General features: G+C 61.0%; 22 protein-coding genes and 2 pseudogenes. 9 read left to right on the top strand and 15 right to left on the bottom strand.

The annotated features are described in order from the left end of the window. Positions 1–60: 60 nt before the first annotated feature. Together ACZ1HA_RS05330 and ACZ1HA_RS05325 are read left to right on the top strand one after the other, a co-directional pair. Positions 61–1,965: an OmpA family protein gene (locus tag ACZ1HA_RS05330; protein WP_472713140.1), complete on the top strand. Its 1,905-nt coding sequence runs from the start codon at positions 61–63 to the stop codon at positions 1,963–1,965. Then, entirely contained in the window at positions 1,952–2,278 is a 327-nt protein-coding gene (locus ACZ1HA_RS05325) for a hypothetical protein (protein WP_436399469.1), read from the top strand. The genes ACZ1HA_RS05330 and ACZ1HA_RS05325 overlap by 14 nt, the downstream gene beginning before the upstream one ends. Before the next feature lie 21 nt (positions 2,279–2,299). Here ACZ1HA_RS05325 and ACZ1HA_RS05320 read toward each other — a convergent pair whose 3' ends face one another. The 12 genes and pseudogenes from ACZ1HA_RS05320 to ACZ1HA_RS05265 all read right to left on the bottom strand — a co-directional run bounded on the left by ACZ1HA_RS05320 (position 2,300) and on the right by ACZ1HA_RS05265 (position 11,605). Next, a complete protein-coding gene (locus ACZ1HA_RS05320) occupies positions 2,300–2,746 on the bottom strand; it encodes a universal stress protein (RefSeq protein ID WP_472713139.1) in 447 nt (148 codons plus the stop codon). A 74-nt stretch (positions 2,747–2,820) separates the two neighbouring features. Beyond that, the gene (locus ACZ1HA_RS05315) at positions 2,821–3,270 is read right to left on the bottom strand and encodes a molybdenum cofactor biosynthesis protein MoaE (protein WP_375228038.1); all 450 of its coding nucleotides are present in this window, start codon (positions 3,268–3,270) and stop codon (positions 2,821–2,823) included. 4 nt (positions 3,271–3,274) lie between these two features. Beyond that, the gene (moaD, locus tag ACZ1HA_RS05310) at positions 3,275–3,520 is read right to left on the bottom strand and encodes a molybdopterin converting factor subunit 1 (RefSeq protein WP_375228039.1); all 246 of its coding nucleotides are present in this window, start codon (positions 3,518–3,520) and stop codon (positions 3,275–3,277) included. Beyond that, positions 3,520–4,185, bottom strand: a complete 666-nt coding sequence (gene pgsA / locus ACZ1HA_RS05305; protein ID WP_375228040.1) for a CDP-diacylglycerol--glycerol-3-phosphate 3-phosphatidyltransferase — start codon at positions 4,183–4,185, stop codon at positions 3,520–3,522. The genes moaD and pgsA overlap by 1 nt, the downstream gene beginning before the upstream one ends. Positions 4,186–4,306: 121 nt before the next feature. Beyond that, positions 4,307–6,118, bottom strand: a complete 1,812-nt coding sequence (gene uvrC, locus ACZ1HA_RS05300) for an excinuclease ABC subunit UvrC (RefSeq protein WP_472713138.1) — start codon at positions 6,116–6,118, stop codon at positions 4,307–4,309. Between the two features lie 360 nt (positions 6,119–6,478). Next, positions 6,479–7,257 (bottom strand): annotated as a pseudogene (locus ACZ1HA_RS05295) (SDR family oxidoreductase). A gap of 22 nt (positions 7,258–7,279) precedes the next feature. Further along, the gene (locus ACZ1HA_RS05290) at positions 7,280–8,233 is read right to left on the bottom strand and encodes a calcium/sodium antiporter (RefSeq protein ID WP_375228042.1); all 954 of its coding nucleotides are present in this window, start codon (positions 8,231–8,233) and stop codon (positions 7,280–7,282) included. Then, the gene (locus ACZ1HA_RS05285) at positions 8,230–8,400 is read right to left on the bottom strand and encodes a hypothetical protein (protein ID WP_375228043.1); all 171 of its coding nucleotides are present in this window, start codon (positions 8,398–8,400) and stop codon (positions 8,230–8,232) included. Before ACZ1HA_RS05285 ends, ACZ1HA_RS05290 begins: the two co-directional genes overlap by 4 nt. Positions 8,401–8,404: 4 nt before the next feature. Further along, the gene (locus tag ACZ1HA_RS05280; protein ID WP_375228044.1) at positions 8,405–9,202 is read right to left on the bottom strand and encodes a S49 family peptidase; all 798 of its coding nucleotides are present in this window, start codon (positions 9,200–9,202) and stop codon (positions 8,405–8,407) included. A gap of 69 nt (positions 9,203–9,271) precedes the next feature. Then, entirely contained in the window at positions 9,272–10,033 is a 762-nt protein-coding gene (locus ACZ1HA_RS05275; RefSeq protein ID WP_375228045.1) for an ABC transporter permease, read from the bottom strand. After that, positions 10,030–10,971 (bottom strand): ABC transporter ATP-binding protein, encoded by a 942-nt coding sequence (locus ACZ1HA_RS05270; protein ID WP_472713137.1) that lies wholly within the window; start codon positions 10,969–10,971, stop codon positions 10,030–10,032. The genes ACZ1HA_RS05275 and ACZ1HA_RS05270 overlap by 4 nt, the downstream gene beginning before the upstream one ends. Before the next feature lie 112 nt (positions 10,972–11,083). Continuing rightward, positions 11,084–11,605, bottom strand: coding sequence for a CoxG family protein (locus tag ACZ1HA_RS05265; RefSeq protein WP_472713136.1), 522 nt, complete (start codon positions 11,603–11,605; stop codon positions 11,084–11,086). Positions 11,606–11,731: 126 nt separating this feature from the next. On the opposite strand from ACZ1HA_RS05265, the gene ACZ1HA_RS05260 reads away from it, so the two are divergent. Both ACZ1HA_RS05260 and ACZ1HA_RS05255 read left to right on the top strand, forming a co-directional pair. Beyond that, on the top strand, positions 11,732–12,709 hold the full coding sequence (locus ACZ1HA_RS05260) for a DMT family transporter (RefSeq protein WP_472713135.1): 978 nt from the start codon (positions 11,732–11,734) through the stop codon (positions 12,707–12,709). Positions 12,710–12,849: 140 nt separating this feature from the next. Continuing rightward, positions 12,850–13,245 (top strand): ACT domain-containing protein, encoded by a 396-nt coding sequence (locus ACZ1HA_RS05255; RefSeq protein WP_472713134.1) that lies wholly within the window; start codon positions 12,850–12,852, stop codon positions 13,243–13,245. Positions 13,246–13,383: 138 nt separating this feature from the next. Here ACZ1HA_RS05255 and ACZ1HA_RS05250 read toward each other — a convergent pair whose 3' ends face one another. Next, positions 13,384–14,169, bottom strand: a complete 786-nt coding sequence (locus ACZ1HA_RS05250; RefSeq protein ID WP_472713133.1) for a VPLPA-CTERM sorting domain-containing protein — start codon at positions 14,167–14,169, stop codon at positions 13,384–13,386. 509 nt (positions 14,170–14,678) lie between these two features. Next, positions 14,679–15,305: an MSMEG_1061 family FMN-dependent PPOX-type flavoprotein gene (locus tag ACZ1HA_RS05245; protein ID WP_472713132.1), complete on the bottom strand. Its 627-nt coding sequence runs from the start codon at positions 15,303–15,305 to the stop codon at positions 14,679–14,681. A gap of 164 nt (positions 15,306–15,469) precedes the next feature. Here ACZ1HA_RS05245 and ACZ1HA_RS05240 point away from each other — a divergent pair, with 164 nt between their 5' ends. Beyond that, the gene (locus ACZ1HA_RS05240) at positions 15,470–16,972 is read left to right on the top strand and encodes a peroxidase family protein (protein ID WP_472713131.1); all 1,503 of its coding nucleotides are present in this window, start codon (positions 15,470–15,472) and stop codon (positions 16,970–16,972) included. A 48-nt stretch (positions 16,973–17,020) separates the two neighbouring features. On the opposite strand, the gene ACZ1HA_RS05235 is transcribed toward ACZ1HA_RS05240, so the two are convergent. Continuing rightward, positions 17,021–17,374 carry a cupin domain-containing protein gene (locus ACZ1HA_RS05235; RefSeq protein ID WP_375228053.1) on the bottom strand — a complete coding sequence of 118 codons (354 nt, stop codon included), beginning with the start codon at positions 17,372–17,374 and terminating at the stop codon, positions 17,021–17,023. 111 nt (positions 17,375–17,485) lie between these two features. Here ACZ1HA_RS05235 and radA point away from each other — a divergent pair. The 4 genes and pseudogenes from radA (at position 17,486) to purF (ending at position 22,247) form a co-directional block, all read left to right on the top strand. Beyond that, positions 17,486–18,846: pseudogene (gene radA, locus ACZ1HA_RS05230) on the top strand (DNA repair protein RadA). A gap of 25 nt (positions 18,847–18,871) precedes the next feature. Continuing rightward, positions 18,872–19,426, top strand: coding sequence for a CvpA family protein (locus ACZ1HA_RS05225; protein ID WP_375228055.1), 555 nt, complete (start codon positions 18,872–18,874; stop codon positions 19,424–19,426). 102 nt (positions 19,427–19,528) lie between these two features. Beyond that, positions 19,529–20,626, top strand: a complete 1,098-nt coding sequence (locus ACZ1HA_RS05220; RefSeq protein WP_472713130.1) for a PAS domain-containing sensor histidine kinase — start codon at positions 19,529–19,531, stop codon at positions 20,624–20,626. Positions 20,627–20,765: 139 nt separating this feature from the next. After that, positions 20,766–22,247, top strand: a complete 1,482-nt coding sequence (gene purF, locus ACZ1HA_RS05215) for an amidophosphoribosyltransferase (protein WP_472713129.1) — start codon at positions 20,766–20,768, stop codon at positions 22,245–22,247. Positions 22,248–22,284: the final 37 nt, after the last annotated feature.

Genomic DNA, 22,284 nt, shown 5'->3' with positions numbered 1-22,284 from the left:
TTGAAACCCGCGGCAGTGGGGCGTATCAAACAGGCAGAACCGGATCAGCCAGCTGGATTTATGCGCAACACCCGTCTTATTCTGATTTCCGCGGCCTTCGTGATCGCAGCTGCCCTGTCTCTTGTGGCGGCAAATTCCTCTGTGAAACTCGTCGAGGAAAGCTCCGAGATCGGTGTGCGCGAGGTGCTGGATCTGAACGGCCTCACCTGGGCCGAGGTCGAGGCGAACGGCCTGCAGGTCATGCTCGCGGGCACCGCGCCGAACGAAGCCCTGCGGTTCCGCGCCCTCAGCCTGACAGGGTCCGTGGTTGATGCCGCCCGGGTGATTGACGAGATGGACGTGGCCGCAGTGGCCGCCATTGAACCGCCCCGGTTCTCTGCCGAGGTGCTGCGCAACACGGCCGGTCTGTCGGTGATCGGGCTGATTCCTGAAACCACGGACCGCGAGGCACTGGTCGAGGGCTTTTCCGCCATGAGCGACCTGCCCGTGACCGACCTGCTGGAGACGGCGGACTATCCCGCACCTACCGGATGGGAAGATGCCCTGGCCTTTGCAGTCACCGCCATGGAAACCCTGCCCCGCGCGAAAGTGTCGGTGGATGCGGGCCGTGTCGAGATCACGGCCATCGCCGAAAGTGCCGAGGACAAGGCCGACAAGGAAGCAAGGCTCAGACGCGCAGCACCCCCTGCCCTGAACGTCTCGCTCAACATCACAGCGCCCCGTCCCGTCATCACACCCTTTGCGCTGCGGTTTGTGATGGATGACGCCGGTGCGCGGTTTGACACCTGCTCCGCAGACACAGAAGCTTCCCGCACACGCATCCTGAATGCCGCGTTTGAGGCCGGTCTTTCGGGCGACGGCCGCTGCACAGTCGGCATGGGCGTGCCAAGCCCCAGGTGGTCAGAGGCCGTTACCACAGCCATCGGCGCGCTGGCCCGCATCGGCAGCGGCACCGTGACCTTTTCAAACGCGGATGTGACCCTCGCCGCGGCGGAAGGTACAGATTTCGACCTCTTCGAAGAGGTGGTGGGCGAACTTGAAAACGCACTGCCGGATGTATTTGCGCTCAACGCTGTTCTGCCGACCCCCAGCGATCCGGATACCGGCCCCAGCGAGTTCGTGGCCACCCTCAGCCCCGAAGGACAGGTCCAGCTGCGCGGCCGCATCACAGACGACAAAATGCGTGAGGTGGCCGACAGCTTCGCCCGCGCGCGTTTTGGTTCTGAAAACGTCTACACCGCCGCCCGGATTGTGCCCGGACTGCCGGCTGACTGGCCCGCGCGGGTGCTGACCGGCATCGAAGCACTGGGTTTTCTCAACAACGGCGCGGTGATTGTGACGCCGGAAACCCTGCAGCTGTCGGGTGCTTCGGGGGATCCGGATGCCAGTGACACCATAGCCCGGCTGATGGTCAGCAAACTGGGCGAAGACGCTACCTTCGAGATCGATGTCAGCTATCTGGAGGAACTCGATCCCGTCGCCAGCCTGCCAGCGCCCGAGGAATGCGAATCCCGCATCCGTCTGATCGTGCGTGCCAACAAGATCATCTTCGAGCCCGGCTCGGCCACGATCGATGCCAGCGCCCTGCCCGTCATGGATGCCATCGCCGGCATCCTGCAGGAATGCGGCGATCTGCGGCTCGAGGTTCAGGGCCACACAGACAGCCAGGGCCGCGAGGAAATGAACCTCGCACTCAGCCAGGCCCGTGCAGAATCAGTCCTGAACGAATTGCGTGCCCGCCGCGTCCTGACCGGTTCCTTCCTCGCCAAAGGCTATGGCGAGGCCAACCCGGTCGCCGATAACGGCACCGAAGAGGGCCGCGAAGCCAACCGCCGCATCGAATTCCGCCTGATTTCATCGGAACCCAGCGTCCCGCAGGGTGAATCAACACTGGAAAGCATTGCCGAAAACAGGGATACAGGGGCCGGGACAGGCACTGAGGAACAGGGCAATGAGCAGGAGTGAGTTTGTGGTGGCGACGGCCATCATTTTGTTTGTCGCCTTTTGTCTGGGGTGGTTCGCCAACTGGCTTGTACACCGCTTCTCCCGCGTGGCAGCAGATGACGTGGCCCAGCTGGACCGGATGAGCCAGGAACTGCACGAAGCAGAAGAGACAAGGGATCAGGCGATCACTTACCTTCAGCAGCGTGAAGCGGAACTGACCAATCAGCTGGCCCAGACTGAAGCCGAGCTGCGTGCCGCCATGGATGGCCTGCGCGACGCCCGGCACGAAGCCGAAGAGATGCGCGCCCACCTCAAGTCTCAGCAGGCGGGCTAACCCCGCCCGCTGCAGGTGCCGTCAGGCAACCGTCAGATGCGCGCAGGTCGCATCATGGCTGATTTTCTGCGACGTACTGCCCAGAACAGCCCCTGAAACAGCGCCCAGCCCCCGCCGTCCCGTCACAATAAGATCCGCACCACAGGCCCTGGCACAGGCCACAAGATCCTCTGCCGGATCCGTCTCTCCGATGTGCAGCTGCTCTGCACTGAGGGACTGACCGCTCATCTTCTCCTGCGCATCGCCCAGTACCTTCTGTGCAGCTTCCTTCACTTTCTCTGCCGAAGGCATCGTCGTTGCTGCGTGATATCCGGCAACTGCCCCCAGCGCAAAAGCCACCGTTTCAGCTTTGGGCGTATGTACCAGATGAATTTCTGATCCGTATTTTCCGGCCAGATCGCATGCCACATCCAGCGCGCGACCCGCCTGCTCGGAACCGTCAAGGCCAACAACTATTTTCGTAAACATCGTCAGATCTCCCTTCGATCAGTGTGGCCTCAGTTTACAGCCCCCCACCAACCGCCGGTATGATCCAGGTCAAATCAGCTTTTCCAGCGGTCCAGCGCCGCCTCATCGTCATCGCGAGCCGCGACCCAGGCGGTGCCATCCGCTGTGACTTCGCGTTTCCAGAAGGGGGCACGGGACTTCAGATAATCCATCAGGAACTCCGCCGCCTCAAAGGCGTCCCTGCGGTGCCGGGACGCAGTCGCCACCATCATAATGACGTCCCCGGGCGCCATCTTTCCGTAGCGGTGGATCACCAGCGCATCCCCCAGCGACCATCGCGTCATGGCCGTCTGTGCAATCTCCTGCAATGCGGCCTCGGTCATGCCCGGGTAATGCTCGATCTCCATGGTTTCGAGCTGGCTGCTCCCGGTGTCCCGCACGACACCCGAGAACGTGACAACAGCCCCCATATCCGTGCGCCCGGCAGAAAAGGCATTCAGCTCCGCCCCGGGATCAAACGCATCTTCCTGAACCGTTACCCGCATGCGCTCATCCCCCGGTCATCGGCGGAAAGAACGCAACCTCGCGGGCCCCTTCCAGTGAGGCATCAAAACCCGTGAGCTCCTGGTCAATGGCCACCCGCAAGGCAGAGGTATCCGCAAAAGCCGCCGCATATCTCTCTTCGCGCGCCCGCAGCTCCTCGACCAGATCGCTGACTGTTGCAGCCGATGTCTCAATGCGCTCGCGCGGAATCCCGATACGCTCCCGGACCCAGGCAAAATACAGAATATCCATCAGTCCTCATCCTTCAGATGCGGCATCGCCTTTTTCAGATAGTCGATGCCCGTCACAAACGTCAGCACCGCCGCAACCCACAGCAATACCAGACCAATAACACCGGCCCACTCCATCGCCGCATGCTTCCAGCGCAACCCCTGCAGATCCTCAACACGGCCCTCGAAAATGTCCGCCACCATCTGCTGATCCATCCCCCAGGCCGACATGCCCAGATAATGTTCAAAAACACCCTGCGAAAACAGCACGGCAATGGCCACCATCTGAAAGGTCGTCTTCCACTTGGCCAGTTTTGTCACCTTCAGCGTGCCCGCCGTATCCCCCAGAAACTCGCGCAGACCGGAGACAAAAACCTCACGGAACAGGATCACCGTGGCCGGCAGAACCAGCCAGGGCGACCAGCTGGAAAAGCCGATGATCACCATCAGGGCAATCACCACCATCGCCTTGTCCGCGATCGGATCCAGCATGGCCCCCAGCCGCGTCTCCTGTTTCCAGGCCCGCGCCAGATAGCCGTCAATCCAGTCCGTGACCGCCGCCAGCACAAAAAGCACCAGCGCAAACCAGTCCGCGTAAGGCCGGGTGAAATACAGAAACATGACCGCAACCATGGGCGCGGCAATCAACCTGACAATGGTCAGTATATTCGGCAGGGTCAGCGTCATGGCCCGACCCTACAACGCCAGAATTACAGGGGAAAGCGGCAACCGACACCTGACTTCTTCTGGCGCAGAATATCCTCGCCGAAGACCGTCCTGCCACAGGCAGGACACCCCGGCCAAAGCCCTAACCGCGCTCGTGAAAGAAGTCATATATCTTCTCCGCCAGCGCTTCCGACACCCCCTCTACTGCCTTCAGATCACTGAGGTTGGCCCGCGACACCGCCTTGGCCGAGCCGAAATGCGCCAGCAGCGCGCGTTTGCGCGCAGCACCCACCCCCGGCACATCATCCAGCGGCGTGGCACCGACCGCTTTGGACCGTTTCGCCCGGTGCGTGCCAATGGCAAACCGGTGCGCCTCGTCGCGCATCCGCTGGATGAAATAGAGCACCGGATCATTATGCCGCAGCGCAAAAGCCTGCCGGCCGGTCCGGTGGAATTCCTCTTTACCCGCGTCCCGGTCCAGCCCCTTGGCCACACCCACCATCGGGATGTCCTCAACACCGTATTGGCGCATGATATCGCGCACGGCACTGACCTGCCCGGCGCCGCCGTCAATCAGCAAAAGGTCCGGCCAGTGTCCCTCTTTGCGGTCAGGGTCCTCCTTTTTCAGACGCCGGAACCGTCGCGACAGAACCTCTTTCATCATCCCGAAGTCATCCCCCGGTGTGAGCTCCTCACCACGGATGTTGAACTTGCGGTACTGGTTTTTCATGAAACCCTCGGGCCCGGCCACGATCATTGCACCCACCGCGAACGCACCCTGAATGTGCGAGTTGTCGTAAACCTCGATCCGCTCGGGCGGCGCGGGCAGTTCAAACGCCTCGGCCAGTCCTTTCATCAGACGGGCCTGGGTCGCACTTTCCGCCATCTTCCGCGCGAGGGACTCACGCGCATTCCGCAGCGCCCCGTCGATCAGTTCCGCCTTTTCGCCCCGTTTCGGCACCACCAGCTCTACCCGCCGTCCCAGCTTGCCGGTCAGCGCTTCGGCCATCAGGTCCGGGTTCTCGATCTGGTTCGACAGGATCACCTGACGCGGCGGTTCCCGCGTGTCGTAAAACTGTCCCAGAAACGCTTCGAGCACTTCGGCGGCATCAACATCCGCCCCCACCCGCGGATAAAAATCCCGGTTTCCCCAGTTCTGGTTGGCCCGGATGAAAAACACCTGAACGCAGGCCTGGCCACTGTCCATATGCAGCGCGACGATATCCGCTTCTGACACCCCCTGCGGGTTGATACCCTGCGCTGTCTGCACCTGTGTGAGCGCCTTGATCCGGTCGCGCAGTGCGGCGGCGCGCTCGAATTCCATGTCCTCAGAGGCTGCCTGCATCTCGGCGGCGAGCCGGGCCTGAATATCGGTGGTTTTGCCCGACAGGAACTTCTCCGCATCCCGGACCGTCTGGCGATACTCCTCCGGACTGATCCGGCCCACACAGGGCGCGGAACAGCGTTTGATCTGGTACTGCAGACAGGGGCGCGTCCGGCCCTCAAACTCCGAGTTGGAACAGTTGCGCAGCAAAAACACCCGCTGCAGCTGGTTCAGCGTACGGTTTACCGCGCCGGCCGAGGCGAAGGGCCCATAATAATTACCCTTCTGCTTTTTTGCCCCGCGGTGCTTCTTGATCTGCGGATAGTCATGATCGGCCGTAACGATGATATTCGGAAAACTTTTGTCATCGCGCAGCAGAACGTTGAACTTGGGTTTGAGCTGCTTGATCAGGTTCTGCTCAAGCAGCAGTGCTTCTGTCTCAGTCCGTGTCGTCAGAAACATCATCGACGCGGTCATCGAAATCATCCGCGCAATACGGCCCGAATGCCCGCCGGGGCGCGCATAATTCGACACCCGCGCACGCAGATTGCGCGCTTTGCCGACGTACAGCACACGGCTTTCCGCATCCAGCATCCGGTAGACGCCGGGCGACGTATCGAGCGTACGCATATACCCCTGGATGACTCCATGGCCTGTCGGCACATCCTGAGGCTGAGTGTCAGGCGAGATCTGTCATGTAACTTTTGGATGATTCCTTCCCCGGCGCTGCACTTTACCGAAGCCCACCGCAAGAGAGAACCTTTCCACGGTTCCTGTGGACAACTCTGCAGATAACTTCCGGGCATACCGGAATTATCGTTAGTTTGTGGGCATTTCTTCGATTTGCACAAAAAATAGGCACTATCTTAACCCATTGATAACGCTCAAAACTTTCCAGACCACCGGACAAGGTTTTGAAAACAAAGGCCTTTTGGTAACGGTTTTGTAACAACTTCAGCAGCGGTGCAAAACTTCCCCGAAGTCAGCCCTTTATTCCACCCCCAGCACATCCGGGGTCTGCCAACCGAGGTGCTGGCCTCCGTCCACACAAAAGAGCTGCCCTGAGACCGCGCGGGCCTCCAGCAGGTAGCCGATCGCTGCGGTGATGTTCTCCGGATCAGACCCGCGCTGCAGCACAGTTGCGGCCCGCTGCTTCGCGAATTCCTCATCTGTCTGACGCCCCCCGCGCAGCGTTGGTCCGGGGCCCACGCCATTCACGCGGATCGCGGGGGCCAGGGCCTGTGCACTTGTCTGCGTCAGCGCCCAGAGTGCGGCCTTAGCCAGCGTATAGGTCGAAAATTCCGGCGTCAGCTTGCGGACGCGCTGGTCAATCATATTCACGATGACACCCGCCGCAAACGGCTCCCCCGCGCGTCCCGCAGCGGCTCCAGGTTCTGGGCAGCCATCTTCTGGGTCAGGATATAGGGCGCGCGCAGATTACTCTGCATATGCTTGTCCCAGGAGGCTCGTGTGGCCGTTTCAATCGTGTCGTATTCAAAGATCGATGCGTTGTTGATCAGGCAGGTGACCGGCCCGCCCAGCGCCTGCACCGCGTTGTCAAAGAGCGCTGTCGTCTGATCATCGTCCAGCATATCCGCCTGCAGCGCCACCGCTCTGCCGCCCGCCTCCTCAATCAGCCGGACAGTTTCATCTGCGCCGGCACTTGAGGACGCATAGTGCACAGCCACGGCATAGCCCCGCGCCGCGAGATAAAGGGCGATCTCACGACCGATCCGGTGCCCTGCACCTGTGACGAGTGCATTGGCCATAACATCTTCTCCTGTGTTCGGTTCAGCTCAGCAGCAACACCATATACCCGGCATATAGCGCGGCCAGCAGAATGCCCCACCCGCGGGTGATATTCACTCTGAAATAGACAAAAACGGCCAGCAGCAGAGAGGCCCCCAGCATCACCCAGAGATCGAAGCGCAGGAATTCCGGGTCCACGGGAATGGGCCCCACCAGGCTCGCAATGCCAATGATCGCCAGCAGATTGAACATGTTGGAGCCGATCACATTGCCCAGCGCCACATCCGCCTGCCGGCGCAGCGCCGCCATGGTGGTTGTCGCCAGTTCGGGAAGCGATGTGCCGATGGCCACCAGCGTCAGACCGATCACCGTGTCAGAGACACCGTACTGCCGCGCGATTACGGTGGCATTATCCACCAGGAGATCCGCGCCCAGCGGCAGGCCGATCAGGCCCAGCACCAGAAAGACCGCAATACGCCAGCCCGGCATATCCGGATCCGCGCCCTCTGGCTCCTCGTCATCGCCTTTGCAGGCCTGGCGGTGCTGATGCGCATCGCGGAAGGCATCGCCCAGCACAAAGGCCAGCGCACCCAGCAGCACCGCCCCCGCGATCCAGTCGAACACGCCCCTGCAGGCCAGCGCAATAAACAGCAGCGAGGCCAGGATCATGAAATTGTACGTCTTGCGCGTATTGCACTCCGAGGTGTGCATCGCGGCCAGGATCGCCGGCACACCCAGAACAAGCAGGATATTGGCGGTATTTGACCCGACGACATTGCCCAGCGCCAGGCCCGGTGCGCCTTCCAGCACCGCCTGGACAGAGATCAGCAGTTCCGGCGCAGAAGTACCGAAAGCCACAATGGTCAGGGATACGATCAGAGCCGGCACGCCAAGTCGCAGACTGAGGTTCACCGCCCCCTTGACCAGCGCATCCCCTGCGAGCAGCAGAATGAGCAGGCCCAGACCGGACAGCAGCCATGGCGCGAGTTCTGTCACGAACGCCCTCCCGTACCACAGTCACAGGGACCGCGGCCGATCCGGTACCGTCCGCATGACCGGCATTTGGCCTGGCTCAGTCTCTTGCCGCCCAGCCAGTGCATCTTGCCGAACATGGCCAGCACGCCCATGACGACGAGAAACAGGGTGACGATTTTAAAGATCATGCGGTTACAGCCCGTACTGCGCGAACGCGCTGCGTTCTTCCACGGACTGCAGTGCATCGTCCATGATGCTCGCACCGAAACGCGCCATCAGCGATTTGCGCGCCCCGAAAGCACGCAGCTGCACCTTGTCGCCAAAACGTTGCTGCAGCAGCGGCTTCATATGGCCGATCCCGTCGATCAGCCCCAGTTCCTGTGCCCTGCGCGCCATCCAGACCTCGCCGGTAAAGAGGTCCTGATCCTCGGGCAGTTTGCCTTTGCGCCGCGCTGCCACGTGCTCTTTGAAATTCGTGTGGATGTCCTCCAGCAGCCCTTTCAGGCGCTCAACATCCTCCGGGTTCTCCGGGCGGAACGGATCGAGCATGGATTTGGACTTGCCGGCTGTGTAAACGCGCCGCTCAACACCGTGCCGCGCCAGCAGTTCATGCGCGCCAAAAGACGCAGAGATCACACCCACCGAACCGATCAGCGAACTGTCATCTGCATAAATCTCATCCGCCGCCGCCGCCAGCCAGTAGCCGCCCGAGGCCGCCACATCTTCGACAAAGGCGATAAGCGGAATGTTCTTTTCCTCCGCCAGCCGCCGCAGTCTCGCTCCGATCAGCGAGGACTGGACCGGGCTGCCACCGGGTGAATTGATCTGCAGCGCAACAGCAGCCGGTTTGCCGCGGGTGAAAGCTTTTTCGATGACCGGTGCCAGGCGGGCGTCATTCAGTGTGCCACGGCCCGACGCAGAGATCATTCCGGACAGACGGATGACGTTTACCTGCGGGTCCGAATTCAGAAAGGGTATCCAGCGTTTCATGTGACCCCATGTAGAATGCACCGCCGCCCCAAACAAGGCGGGGTGCACAAGAGATTACACCCTGCGCCTTTATTGCCGGATGCGCCAGCCTGTTCTGAAGATCCACCAGATCGCCGCCAGACACAGTGCCGTGAAACCAGCGATGGCAAAAAGCGAGATTCCGATCGGCACATCCGAGGTTTCAAAGAACGCCCAGCGGAAGCCCGAGATCAGATAGACCACCGGATTGAACATCGAAATCGTCTGCCAGACCGGCGGCAGCATCGAGATCGAATAGAAAGCACCACCCAGAAACACCAGCGGCGTCACCACCAGCAGCGGCACCAGCTGCAACTGTTCAAAGCTGCCGGCCCAGATACCGATGATAAAGCCCAGCAGCGCAAAGCTGATACAGGTCAGCACCAGGAACACGATCATCGCCAGTGGATGCGCGATCTGTACATCCACAAAGAAAAACGACGTCGTCAGGATGATCACACCGATGATCAGTGCCTTGGCTGCAGCCGCACCCACATAGCCCGCCACAATCTCCAGAAAGCTCACGGGAGCTGACAGCAGCTCATAGACGGTGCCGATGAACTTGGGGAAATAGATACCGAATGAGGCGTTCGATATTGCCTGGGTGATCACTGACAGCATGATCAGCCCCGGCACGATGAACGCCCCATAGCTGACCCCCTCAACCTGCTGAATCCGGCTGCCGATGGCTGCGCCAAAGACGACAAAATAAAGCGATGTGGACAGCACCGGCGAGATCAGGCTCTGCGCCAGCGTGCGGAAAAACCGGGCCATCTCAAAAACAAAGATTGCGCGGATTGCCAGGAAATTCATGCCACGTCCTCCCGTTCCTCTGCATGTACCAGATCGACGAAAATATCCTCCAGGCTGCTCTGCCGGGTGACCACGTCACGCAGCACCAGCCCGGATTTGCTCACATCCTGCAGCAGCTTGGTGATGCCGGTACGTTCAGCGCGCGTGTCATAGCTATAGGTCAGCGTGCGGCCGTCTTCGCTGAGGCTCAGGTCATAGCCCCCCAGCGTCTCCGGGATGGCGTCCAGCGTCTCGGAGAGCTGCACATCCAGCTGCTTCTGCCCCATCCGCGCCATCAGCGCGTCTTTCTCTTCGATCAGCAGCATCTCTCCGCGTGCGATCACCCCCACGCGGTCTGCAATCGCCTCGGCCTCTTCGATGTAATGCGTGGTCAGCACGATGGTCACACCGGAGGCCTTGAGGCCTGCCACCACTTCCCACATGTCCTTGCGCAGCTCCACATCGACACCCGCAGTGGGTTCATCCAGAAACAACAGCTGCGGCTCATGGCTCAGCGCCTTGGCAATCAGCACGCGCCGTTTCATACCGCCGGACAGCTCACGGATCTGGTTGTTCCGCTTATCCCACAGCGACAGCTGTTTCAGGATACGTTCAATGGCGGCATCATCGCGCGGTTTTCCAAAAAGACCGCGCGAAAAGCGGACGGTGTTGATCACCCGCTCGAAGGGTTCGAGATTGATCTCCTGGGGGACCAGCCCGATCATGTTCCGCGCCGCGCGGTATTCGCGCAGCGTACAGTGCCCGCCGACATGCACATCGCCGGATGTCGCGGTGGTGATCCCGCAGACCGTCGAAATGAGTGTCGTCTTGCCGGCACCATTGGGACCAAGCAGCGCGACTATCTCACCCTTCTCAATCTCCAGGTTCACGCCCTTGAGGGCTTCGAACCCGTCGGCATAGGACTTCCGCAGGTCCGTAATACTCAGAATCGCTGGCATGGCCCCGCCTCCCGTCGGTTTGTCTTTGCCTAGGATGAAACCTCGCGGAACAACAGCGCGCTGACGCACAGGCTGGCCGCGTTTTGTGCGGAAACCCGCAGGCGCGCACGGATCAGGCTTTGCCGGTCACCCGGCTCAGCCAGCTCTTCTTTTCCGCCTCAGGCGCATCATCACCGGGGGCCTCTTCCTCGGCGGGCCCCTCCAGGGTTTCCTGCAGGTTGGCAAAGAACTGGTCCGCCATTTTCTTGGCAAAACCGTCAATGATCCGGCTGCCCAGCTGCGCAAGCTTGCCACCGACCTTGGCTTCGACGTCATAGCTCAGCGCCGTGCCACCCTCGCTCGGCGTCATACTGACATCGGCCCCGCCCTTGGCGAAACCGGCCGCACCGCCCTTGCCCTCGCCCGTGATGGTCAGGGACTGGCCGGGGACCATTTCCGACAGGGTCACTGCTCCCTTGAATGTCGCTTTCACCGGGCCGACTTTCTGAACCACCGTGGCCTCGAATCCTTCTTCGGCCGATCCCGACACCTCCTGTGCGCCCGGCACACAGGCTTTCAGCACCTCAGGCGACAACAGCGCCGCATAAACCTCTTCCGGGCTGGCGGCGATCTGGCGTGTATCCGACATCTTCATGGCGTCTCTCCCTGCGGTCCTGTTCTGCGCCGGAGACTGACACAAACAGAAGCGGCGCGCCATTGCGTTTTCAGCGATGTCGTTTTCCGGCTCGACAGCGGCGGGCGTGCTGATATGGCTGAGCGCATGTCACAGTCCCCCATGAATAACGCAGCCCTGGGCATTGCCTTTGTGCTGGGCGGTGTTGTCGCCATTTCCTTCAACGACATGCTGATCAAACAACTCTCGGGCGGCTACCCCCTGCACGAGATCGTCTTTATCCGTTCATTCGTGGGGCTGATCTTTACGCTGTTCCTGATCCGCATGGAGGGCGGCCTGCACATCCTGAAAACCCGCCGGCCGGTGCTGCATGCCGTGCGCGGGTTGCTCATCGTCGTGGCCAACATGAGCTTTTTTGCGGCCCTTGCCGCAATTCCCCTCGCGGACGCCACGGCACTGTTCTTTGCGGCGCCTCTGATGATCACCGTGCTGTCCATTCCGATCCTGGGCGAAAAGGTCGGGCCTGTGCGTCTGACGGCGGTCATCGTGGGCTTTGCCGGTGTGATTATCATGCAGCGCCCCTGGGCCGACGCGGACCAGCTGCAGGCCTCGCGGCTGGTGCTGCTGCTGCCGGTGCTGGCCGCGCTGACCTATGCGCTCAATCAGCTGATGACGCGCAAGCTGGGGGTCGAGAGCAAGGCCTCCGCCCTCTCGGTCTATGTGCAGCTTGCCTTCATCGTTGTGTCGCTCGGGTTTTTCGCAATCGCCGGCGACGGGCGTTTTGCGGCGAACGCTACAGACCCCTCGCTGCAGTTTCTGCTGCGCGCCCGGATCTGGCCCTCGGCGACCGACTGGGCATGGCTCCTTGGCATGGGCGCCAATGCCGCCGTGATCGGCTATTGCCTCAGCCAGGCCTACCGGGTCGCCGATGCCGCCACCGTAGCCCCCTTTGAATACATCGGCCTGCCGATGGCTGTCTTCTGGGGCTGGGTGGTCTTCGGCGACCTGCCCGTCTGGGAAGTCTGGGCAGGTATCGCTCTTATCCTGGGCTCAGGCCTCTTTGTCTGGTTGCGCGAACGGCAGAAAGCCCGGATCATCGCGCGCGCCCCGGTGCGCCGGCGCTGACTCTCGCTTATGGGGTTTCAGGACCGCGCACGGGTGCCAGACGCATCGCCCCGCAATGGGCCATCTGTTGCGCTCCTGCCCCTGCCTGATAAGCATTCGCCTGCAGGATAACTGCCGAAGTACCAGCACAGGACACGAGAATGGTTGGCGAGACAGATCTGGACAAACTCACAGGCTCAATGTCGGCCGAACTTGTGCCGGGCCTCTATGTTTTTGTGACAGTGGCGCCCGGACAGGTCCCGCCCGGCCTGTCGCCCCGCATGGTGTTCGAGGAAGCCGAGGGCACAACCCTCATCCTGCTGAAGTCAGAGGCGGAAACGCATGGCCTCGCGTATGAATTCCCGTGCAGAATGATCACGCTGAACATCCACTCATCGCTGGAAGCGGTGGGGTTCATGGCCCGCATTGCCACGGAACTGGCCCGGCACGACATGGGCGTGAACCCGGTGTCGGGCTTTTACCACGACCACCTCTTTGTCCCCGACGGCCGCGAAAACGATGCCCTGGCAGCGCTGAAAGATATGTCGTCCGCGTGAACCCACGGAGGCTGACACCGTGGCGATGAAACCGGAGCAGCTCGCTGACACAGCATTTCAGGCCCTGCGGGAAACAGACGAACGAAAAACGGCGGCCGTTCGGGCCGCCGTTCCGTAACATCAAAGCTGACGCAGGTGTCAGGCCGCTTTCCGGCGGCGACGCATCGCGCCAAAGCCCGCGAGTGCGGTGCCCATCAGCACAACCCCAGCCGGAACCGGCACAGGAGATACGTCAGAGTCGACGCGCAGCACCGACGGGTCGCTGTTGGTCGAGACATAGAGGAACGACACAAAGCCACCGTCAAAGCCGGAAACGCTGGTTCCGATCTCACCCGTCGGACCGGCATTGCCGCCCAGCGCAACACCATCGTCCAGCACCAGAACACCGTCGTCATGCGCAATGTTGAACGTGCCACCGGTAAAGGCGCTCAGGCTTTCAAACAGGTAGAAGGTTGTCGTCGCAGTGCCGGTACCGCTGTCGATGTTGCCCTTACTGTTCTTCAGACCGCCGAAACCGCCGTCGAGACCACTGACGCTGCCGGAGCCGGAAGCCAGAAAGCTGCCGATAGTTGTGTTGCTGCCCGAGCTGGTGCCGAAGTCCAGGGCGCCGGAGTAGGAGAACGTGTCAGTACTGATCACGCTGTCTCCACCGCCAAATGTGCTGCCGGGCGCTGAAACCGCATCCCAGTTTGCGACTGACGCTTCGGATTCTGAACGGCTCAGATTTGTAACGTTATAAGCTGTGACAGCGAAGTCGCCTTCAAATGTACCGGCAACGGATCCTTTGTTGATAGAAACAGTCGCTGCATTTGCGCCCATTGCGAACACAGATGTGCTCAAGGCAACCGCAGCAGCAAGAGTGCGGAAATTCATAGTGTACCCCATTTCAAAAAAGCATCCTTCGATGAGGATGAACTGGTTCATGTAAGATAGTGACCGTTCTTTACCGTTTCTTAAGGTTTACGCAAAGGAAATCCGGCATTTTTTCGGCATTTTCTACCGCAGGGTATCTATTGCCAAACTATTAACCACAATACTGCCCAGGTTCTGACATTGCACGTCACTTATTGCATGATTCGTCCGGGCCGGAAGCCTGCCTCAGTGCACAGAACCGCCTCCGGTCGTTTTCCCTGCCACCGTGTCCCGCAGGGTGAGACCCGCGAAACCGTCCCCGGGGTTTTTCCGCGTTCAAACCCAGCTTTAACCACCCCTCAACCTTTCCACAGCGCACGCTCTGTTACTGCGCCCGAAACGGCACAACACCGACCTGCGCACCGACGTTATACCGACGCAACACCGACGTTTTACCGACATCGAATTTGCCCTGTTTTGCTGGCAGAAGGGCCAAAGTCCCTACCCGGGGACCCGGGACCGCCCAGACCGTTGCGCGGGCGGTGTGTTAACCGGCCAGCGCGCGGTGGGCACCGATGAAATCAGTAGAGCCGCCCCGTTTCATTATACGCCATGCGCGCCTCGATATCTTCCAGCGGCATTTCCATATCGCCGTGGTCTTTCAGCGCCTGCGAATAGCTCGGAAGCCCCTCAACCGACCCCCACTTTTCCGGTTGCCACATCGCAGACCGGATCATCGATTTGCCGCAGTGGAAAAATGCCTCCTCGACGCGCACCAGCAGCACCAGGTCCGGTCTGTGGCCATTGAGCGTTGTGAGGTTGAGCAGCGCGTCGTCCCGCACGATCTCGGCCGCGCCATTGATGCGCACCACCTCTTTGCGTTTCGGCACAACCAGCATCATGCCCACGCGCGGCACCTCAAGTATATTGCGGAACGTGTCGGCGCGGTTGTTCCCGATGCGGTCGGGTACCGCGATAGTGTGCGGGTCGATCACCCTGATAAAGCCCGCCGGATCGCCTTTGGGCGACACGTCCATCTGACCCGCCGCATTGCAGCTGGCGATCGTACAAAAGGTCGTCCGGGCGATCCAGGCAGCACAATGCGCGTCAATATGATCGATGAATTTGTTCACCTGGCTGGGGTGCAGCGGGTCCAGCATGCTCTCCAGCTCCGCAACCGTTGTGACCGGTTTTTCCGCCCTGTACATGCCGTTCCCCCCGTTCTGTTCCGTCTCCGCCATCCGGGATGATGCCACGCCGGCGGGCCATCGCCCAGTCCCGTTTGGAGATTTATGGTCGGATGTGCTACTCTGGGCTGTGGGCAATTTTCGCCTGCACTTTTTACGATCTTATATTTTTTGGAGTTTTTATAATGGCACATGGTTCCAGGCATTTTGATATTCTTGCGCCCAGATCCCCGTTTTATCACGGACCATTCGGAAGGCTGTTTCCTGACCTCGACCCCTGGCACAGTCCCGGCACCTCGGATTCCGATGCCGCCCTGCTGGATATTGCAAACAACCTTATGACAGAACTGCCGGGCGAGCTGCCTGCAGATATCGCAGCGGATCAGGCAAAAATTGATCAGCTGGAAAATGACTTCGGCTCGGATATTCCTGCAGGCTACACCTATTTCGGCCAGTTTGTGGACCACGACATCACCTTTGATCCGGCCTCTTCGCTGATGCGGCGCAATGATCCGAACGGGCTGCGCAATTTCCGCACGCCGCGTCTGGATCTCGACAACATCTATGGTGCCGGGCCGGATGATCAGCCCTATCTCTATGATCCTGACGACAAGGCCAAGCTTGCCATCGGCGAGATCGAGGGCCGGCCTGATCTGCCCGATCTGCCGCGTTTCCGGGGCCGTGCGCTGATCGGTGATATGCGCAATGATGAGAACTCCATGGTCAGCCAGCTGCAGCTGGCGTTCCTGCTGGCACACAACACACTCGTGGACCGCGCCCGGGCCGCCGACCCCGGTGCCTCGACCGGTGAGCTCTTCGAGCGGGCGCGCAAAACACTGCGCTGGCTTTATCAGCATATCGTCTGGAACGACTTCATCCCGCGGATTGCGCACAAAAGGATCGCGGAATGCGCAATGAAGCTGGAGAAAACCTGCGATGGGCGGGGCAGCTGGACCTGTCAGCTGGACGATGTTTACAGCTGGAAACATCAGCCCTTTATGCCGGTCGAATTTTCGGTCGCGGCGTACCGTTTCGGGCACTCCATGGTGCGCAACGGGTATCAGACCAACAACCCGGAGCGGGGTTTCGGAAACAACGCGCCGATCTTCGACAACACCGGTGGGGCGGATCCGGATGATCTGCGTGGCTTCCGGCCGATGAAGCCGGAAAACTGCATCCAGTGGGACTGGTTCCTGCAGATGCAGAGTTCTGCGCCCGGGCTTTTCCCGCAGATGGCACGCAAGATTGATACCAAACTGGCCAATGCTCTTGCCTTCCTTTTTGAAGGGGCAGCCGGTGATCCCGGCAACGTGCTGGCCTTCCGCAACCTCAAGCGCGGGGTCAGTTTTGATCTGCCGTCAGGCAGTGCCGTCGCGCGGAAATTCTGTCTTGATCCCATCGCACTGGGTCCGGATGAGCCGGATGCGCTCTGGTACTACGTGCTGCGCGAGGCCGAAGACAGTGGCGGCAATGCGCTGGGGCATGTCGGCTCTGTGATCGTGTGTTCGGTCTTTGCCGGTCTGCTCAAGGGTGATCCGCTCAGCTGGATCTCGACCGAGCCCTGCTGGACGCCGGACAAGGATCCGCTGCTGAATGGCGGCGTTGACAATATTGACGATGCGTCCTGGACACTGGCGTCGGTGATCCGTCTCGCCGGTCTGAAAGCAAACGGCATCGGTTTCGCCTGATACGACCTGTAAACCAGGGGCTTGGCGCCGGTGCGCCCGCCCCGACCCTCAGCCCGGATGATCCGTTTCGGTTCGGTCGTCATTGGTGGTTGGCGCGGATATCACGAGAAACCGTACAGGATCCGCACCGGTATTGCTGGCCTGATGCGCGACACCGGGGGGCACGCTGAACCCCTGCCCTTGACTGATCTGCCGGGCCTCACCCCGCGCCTCCATCGTCAGCACGCCCTCCAGCACATAGAAAAACTGCTGTGCAAAGCTGTGACTGTGCGGCGTCTCTGCGGTGCCAGGGGGCATCTGTTCTTCCTTCACGGACAAATCCGCCGTGTCGACCAGGGGCCAGCCGTCACAGACAGACTGCCAGAGATAGTGCGGTGCGGTCCGGGTACTGATCACGTCCATTGTCTGTCCTCTGCTCTTTGCGCCAGAAGGCCGCAGCACTGCGCCCGCGTCAACGCCTGTCAGATGCGATTTTGCCTTTGACCCGGCCCCGGCCCTGCGCCAAAACAGGGCATGGCAAAATCCCCCTCCTTCTCCTGCAGCGCCTGCGGCAATGTCACCACAAAATGGGCTGGCCGCTGCGAAGCCTGCGGCGAATGGAACACCATCGCCCAGGACGCGGGCATCTCAAAAGGTCCCGCAAAATCCCTGGGCAATAAACGCGGATCGACGATCATCCTGACAGATCTGTCCACTGAAGAAGCCCCCCGCCCCGCACAAATTCCGGGATCGGCGAACTGGACCGCGTGCTGGGCGGTGGTCTCGTGAATGCATCCGCCATTCTGGTCGGCGGCGATCCGGGTATTGGTAAATCCACGCTCCTGCTGCAGGCTGCCGCCGAATTTGCGCGCATGGGCCTGAAGACAATCTATGTCTCAGGCGAGGAAGCCTCCGCCCAGGTGCGCATGCGCGCACGGCGTCTGGGACTTGCGGATGCGCCGGTACGTCTGGCCGCAGAGACCAACCTGCGGGATATCCTGACCACGCTGGAGGCCGAACGCCCGCAACTCGCAATCATCGATTCCATCCAGACGATGTGGGCCGACAACGTGGAATCGGCCCCAGGTTCTGTAAGCCAGGTGCGCGCTGCCGCCCATGAGCTGACCACCTTTGCCAAGCGCAAAGGCATCAGCGTGATTCTGGTCGGCCATGTGACCAAAGAGGGCCAGATTGCCGGCCCCCGCGTCGTCGAGCATATGGTCGATACCGTGCTCTATTTCGAGGGCGAACGCGGGCATCAGTTCCGCATTCTGCGCGCGGTCAAAAACCGGTTCGGCCCTGCCGATGAGATCGGCGTTTTTGAGATGACCGGCGGCGGTCTGTCCGAGGTCGGCAATCCGTCAGCGCTTTTCCTGAGTGAACGGGGCGAGCCAAGCCCCGGCTCCGTCGTCTTTGCCGGCGTTGAAGGCACGCGGCCCGTTCTTGTGGAGTTTCAGGCCCTTGTGGCTCCTTCCCCGCATTCACAGGCGCGGCGCACGGTTGTCGGCTGGGACGGCGGGCGTCTTGCGATGATCCTTGCCGTGCTGGAGGCACGCTGCGGCATTCCGTTCGCCGGGCTGGACGTCTATCTGAACGTGGCGGGCGGCATGAAAGTCTCCGAACCGGCCGCTGACCTTGCCGTTGCGGCTGCCCTTCTGAGCGCGCGCGAGGATGCAGCCCTGCCCGCGGATACGGTCGTTTTCGGCGAAATCAGCCTGTCCGGTGCGCTCAGACCCGCCACTCAGACCGAATTAAGGTTGAAAGAGGCGCAAAAACTTGGTTTCACCGGCGCAATCGCGGCGACGGGTGGGAAATCTGTCAGCGCTGCGGGGATCGCGCTGAACACCATGTCCGACCTGACCGGGTTTGTCGGTGAGATATTCGGTGCGGGCTGAAGTCGACAGAAAGGCGTAAAGGTCTATGGAAGGTTTCACACTCGTTGACGGGGCGGTTGCTCTGGTCATTCTGGTTTCCGCGCTGCTGGCCTATGGCCGGGGTCTGGTGCGTGAACTGATGGCGATTGTCGGCTGGATCGCGGCTGCCGTTCTGGGCTTTATGTTCGCCCCCCAGGTGGAACCACTGGTCCGGGAAATTCCGGTGGTCGGTGAATTCCTTGCAGACAGCTGTGAGCTGTCGATTATCGGCGCCTTTGCTGCCGTTTTCGCTGTGGCCCTGATTGTCGTGTCTCTGTTCACGCCGCTCTTTTCCAGCATGATCCAGCGCTCCGCCCTGGGCGGTATCGACCAGGGGCTCGGGTTCCTCTTTGGCGTGGCGCGTGGTGTGCTGCTCGTTGCGGTCGCCTTCTTTGTCTATGAAACGGTGATCACCGGCGAAAGCTACACTGTTGTGGACGAAAGCCGCTCTGCGGTCGTGTTCTCTCAGGTTGCTGAGCAGATCGAAACGGCTGAACCGGAACAGGCGCTCGGCTGGATCACAGGCCGTTATGAGGCCCTTGTGGGGAACTGCGGGCAGTAACCCTGCCCGACAGGCCGGAAACAGCCAGCCACAGGCATTAACTGTAATTTATTCTGAGCGTGCAAGGGTGCGCCCCGCAGTGACCAGCGGAGAAGCCCTGACGTGGATCAAAACCAGTTTGCAGTATACGAACACGTATCTGTTCCCGTATTCGTGGTCGCCCCCGACGATAATCTGACGCCACATTATCTGTGGGTGAACGACGCCTGGTCCAGGGCGACGGGCATTGCTGCCGACACGGCCATCGGCCGGACAGAGACACAGCTTTTTCCAGACCGGACCGATCAGCGTGCGCTTGATCATCACCGTGCGGCACTGACCACCGGACGGGGGTCCCGGTTTGATCTTCCCGCGCCGTGGCCCGGCACCGGCGGCGTTGTCCGGACGACCCTTCAGGCCGTTTCGGATACCGAAGGCCGGATCACCCACGCCGTTGGCACCTGCGAGACAATACCCTCAGCAGACAGCGGCCCGGTCTCGGATGCTGAGGCGCTCTCCGAAGCGGAGCATTTTATCGCCATCGCCGCACATGATCTCCGGACGCCTCTGCGCAATATCCGGACGCTCATCGCCCTGCTCAAGGACGATCTTTCAGAGCTGGATGACAGCAAGGGTGGCCTGATCGACGTGCTGGACGAAGTGGCTGCAGGCTCCGGGCAGATGATTTCAGATATTCTGGCCTATACAGAAGCACTCGCCTCACCCCGAGAAACGGAAACAACAGATCTGCGCGCATTCATGACAGCGCTGCGCGAAACACTGGATCCGCAGCACATGGTGCAGTTTGACTGCCCCGACCTGTCCGTCATCTGCGACGCTCCTGCGCTCAGGATCACGCTGCGCAACCTCGTGGACAACGTCATCAAACACAACCTGCGGAAAAACCTGTCGGTGGCACTGCAGGTCAGCGGATCCGGAACGTCGGATATCCGCATCTCTGTGGTGGACAACGGCAAAGGCTTCACCGCCCCCGAGCGTCTCTTCGTGCAGAATACCGGCATTGCCAATGAAGGCGGGTACGGGCTTATGGCGGTACAGCGCCTCCTGCACCTGCGCGGCGGCCGGATCACTGCAGCAAACGCGCCCGGTGGCACCGGTGGCGTGGTGACTTTCTGGCTGCCCGGACAGATCGCCGATCAGCCGCCGCTTCTGCAGGACCCCGGATCCGTTCTCAGGCTGCCCAGAACGGCGACCCGTTGAGCCCGCCCGGAGCCACAACCGTGGCTCCCCTGCGACAATCGCGCGAGCATGCGGATAGTTTCGTGACACCGGCCGCTGCAGGCCCTACATAATGCGCCTGAGACCCACCGGATTCGGAGCTGCCCCGTTGACCAGGACCATGCCCCCCGCCCATCCCTTCGACACGTCCTTTCTGCGCGACACCGGAGATGACGACAAACTGAAGGAAGAATGCGGCATTTTCGGCGTGATCGGCGTTGCAGAAGCTGCAAACTTTGTGGCCCTGGGGCTGCACGCGCTTCAGCACCGCGGCCAGGAGGCAGGCGGTATCGTCAGCCATCACCCCGAACTCGGTTTCCAGTCGGCACGCCGTTTCGGGTATGTACGCGACAACTTCACCAGCCAGTCCGTGATGGAAACCCTGAAGGGGCCGCTGTCGATCGGCCATGTCCGCTATTCAACCGCCGGTTCCAAAGGTCAGACAGCGATCCGTGACGTGCAGCCGTTTTTCGGTGAGTTTGCCATGGGCGGCGCTGCCATCGCGCACAACGGCAATATCACCAACGCCAATGCGCTCCGGCGCGAACTGATCGAGCGTGGCTCGATTTTTCAGAGCTCGTCGGACAGCGAATGCATCATTCACCTGATGGCCCGGTCCCTGCAGCGCACCATCCCCGAACGGATGGAAGACGCCCTGCGCCGGGTTGAGGGCGCGTTTTCTGTTGTGGCCATGACCCGCACCAAACTCATCGGCGTGCGCGACCCGCTTGGCGTCCGCCCGCTGGTGCTGGGCCAGGTGGGTGACGGTTGGGTGCTCAGTTCCGAGACCTGTGCGCTCGATATCATCGGTGCGGATTTCGTGCGCGAGATCGAACCGGGCGAAATGGTCGTCATCACCGACAAAGGGGTCGAATCCCATTTCCCGTTCCGCCCCCGGAAACCGCGCTTCTGCATCTTCGAACATGTGTATTTTTCGCGCCCTGACAGCATCCTTGGTGGCCGCTCCGTCTATGAGACGCGCGAGGCCATTGGCCGCGAACTGGCCAAGGAATCGCCGGTTGAGGCCGATCTGGTCTGTCCGGTGCCGGACAGCGGCACACCTGCGGCCATCGGTTACAGCCTCGAATCCGGTATTCCCTATGCCATGGGCATCATCCGGAACCAGTATATGGGCCGCACCTTCATCGAGCCCACCGAACAGATCCGCAATATGGGCGTGCGGCTCAAACTGAACGTGAACCGCGCGCTTATCGAGGGCAAACGTGTGATCCTTGTGGACGACTCGGTGGTGCGTGGCACAACGTCCCGCAAGATCAAGGAGATGATCCTTGATGCCGGCGCAAAGGAAGTGCACTTTCGGATCGCGTCACCACCCACGGCCTGGCCCTGTTTTTATGGCGTCGACACGCCCCAGCGGGAAAAACTGCTCGCCGCGACGATGTCCGAGGACGAAATGCGCGATCACCTGCAGGTCGACAGCCTGAAATTCATCTCGCTGGACGGTCTGTACCGTGCCGTCGGAGAAGCAAAAGGGCGCAACCCGAAACAGCCGCAGTATTGCGATGCCTGTTTTTCCGGCGAATACCCGGTCGAACCGGCTGATATGGTCGAACAGGGTTTTGAAATGAAAGCCGCTGAATAAGTGCAGGCCCCCGGCCTGTGCGGTTCTGACGCTGAAC

The organism is Roseobacter sp. S87 (genome assembly GCF_055693285.1).
This window is presented reverse-complemented; position numbering and strand designations above follow the sequence as displayed.

Excerpts from the sequence above, each read along its gene's own strand:
- ACZ1HA_RS05330 (WP_472713140.1), top strand. The coding sequence starts at position 61 with ATGCGCAACACCCGTCTTATTCTGATTTCCGCGGCCTTCGTGATCGCA.
- ACZ1HA_RS05325 (WP_436399469.1), top strand. The coding sequence starts at position 1,952 with ATGAGCAGGAGTGAGTTTGTGGTGGCGACGGCCATCATTTTGTTTGTC.
- ACZ1HA_RS05320 (WP_472713139.1), bottom strand. The coding sequence starts at position 2,746 with ATGTTTACGAAAATAGTTGTTGGCCTTGACGGTTCCGAGCAGGCGGGT.
- ACZ1HA_RS05315 (WP_375228038.1), bottom strand. The coding sequence starts at position 3,270 with ATGCGGGTAACGGTTCAGGAAGATGCGTTTGATCCCGGGGCGGAGCTG.
- moaD (WP_375228039.1), bottom strand. The coding sequence starts at position 3,520 with ATGGATATTCTGTATTTTGCCTGGGTCCGGGAGCGTATCGGGATTCCG.
- pgsA (WP_375228040.1), bottom strand. The coding sequence starts at position 4,185 with ATGACGCTGACCCTGCCGAATATACTGACCATTGTCAGGTTGATTGCC.
- uvrC (WP_472713138.1), bottom strand. The coding sequence starts at position 6,118 with ATGCGTACGCTCGATACGTCGCCCGGCGTCTACCGGATGCTGGATGCG.
- ACZ1HA_RS05285 (WP_375228043.1), bottom strand. The coding sequence starts at position 8,400 with ATGATCTTTAAAATCGTCACCCTGTTTCTCGTCGTCATGGGCGTGCTG.
- ACZ1HA_RS05280 (WP_375228044.1), bottom strand. The coding sequence starts at position 9,202 with ATGAAACGCTGGATACCCTTTCTGAATTCGGACCCGCAGGTAAACGTC.
- ACZ1HA_RS05275 (WP_375228045.1), bottom strand. The coding sequence starts at position 10,033 with ATGAATTTCCTGGCAATCCGCGCAATCTTTGTTTTTGAGATGGCCCGG.
- ACZ1HA_RS05270 (WP_472713137.1), bottom strand. The coding sequence starts at position 10,971 with ATGCCAGCGATTCTGAGTATTACGGACCTGCGGAAGTCCTATGCCGAC.
- ACZ1HA_RS05265 (WP_472713136.1), bottom strand. The coding sequence starts at position 11,605 with ATGAAGATGTCGGATACACGCCAGATCGCCGCCAGCCCGGAAGAGGTT.
- ACZ1HA_RS05260 (WP_472713135.1), top strand. The coding sequence starts at position 11,732 with ATGTCACAGTCCCCCATGAATAACGCAGCCCTGGGCATTGCCTTTGTG.
- ACZ1HA_RS05255 (WP_472713134.1), top strand. The coding sequence starts at position 12,850 with ATGGTTGGCGAGACAGATCTGGACAAACTCACAGGCTCAATGTCGGCC.
- ACZ1HA_RS05250 (WP_472713133.1), bottom strand. The coding sequence starts at position 14,169 with ATGAACCAGTTCATCCTCATCGAAGGATGCTTTTTTGAAATGGGGTAC.
- ACZ1HA_RS05245 (WP_472713132.1), bottom strand. The coding sequence starts at position 15,305 with ATGTACAGGGCGGAAAAACCGGTCACAACGGTTGCGGAGCTGGAGAGC.
- ACZ1HA_RS05240 (WP_472713131.1), top strand. The coding sequence starts at position 15,470 with ATGGCACATGGTTCCAGGCATTTTGATATTCTTGCGCCCAGATCCCCG.
- ACZ1HA_RS05235 (WP_375228053.1), bottom strand. The coding sequence starts at position 17,374 with ATGGACGTGATCAGTACCCGGACCGCACCGCACTATCTCTGGCAGTCT.
- ACZ1HA_RS05225 (WP_375228055.1), top strand. The coding sequence starts at position 18,872 with ATGGAAGGTTTCACACTCGTTGACGGGGCGGTTGCTCTGGTCATTCTG.
- purF (WP_472713129.1), top strand. The coding sequence starts at position 20,766 with ATGCCCCCCGCCCATCCCTTCGACACGTCCTTTCTGCGCGACACCGGA.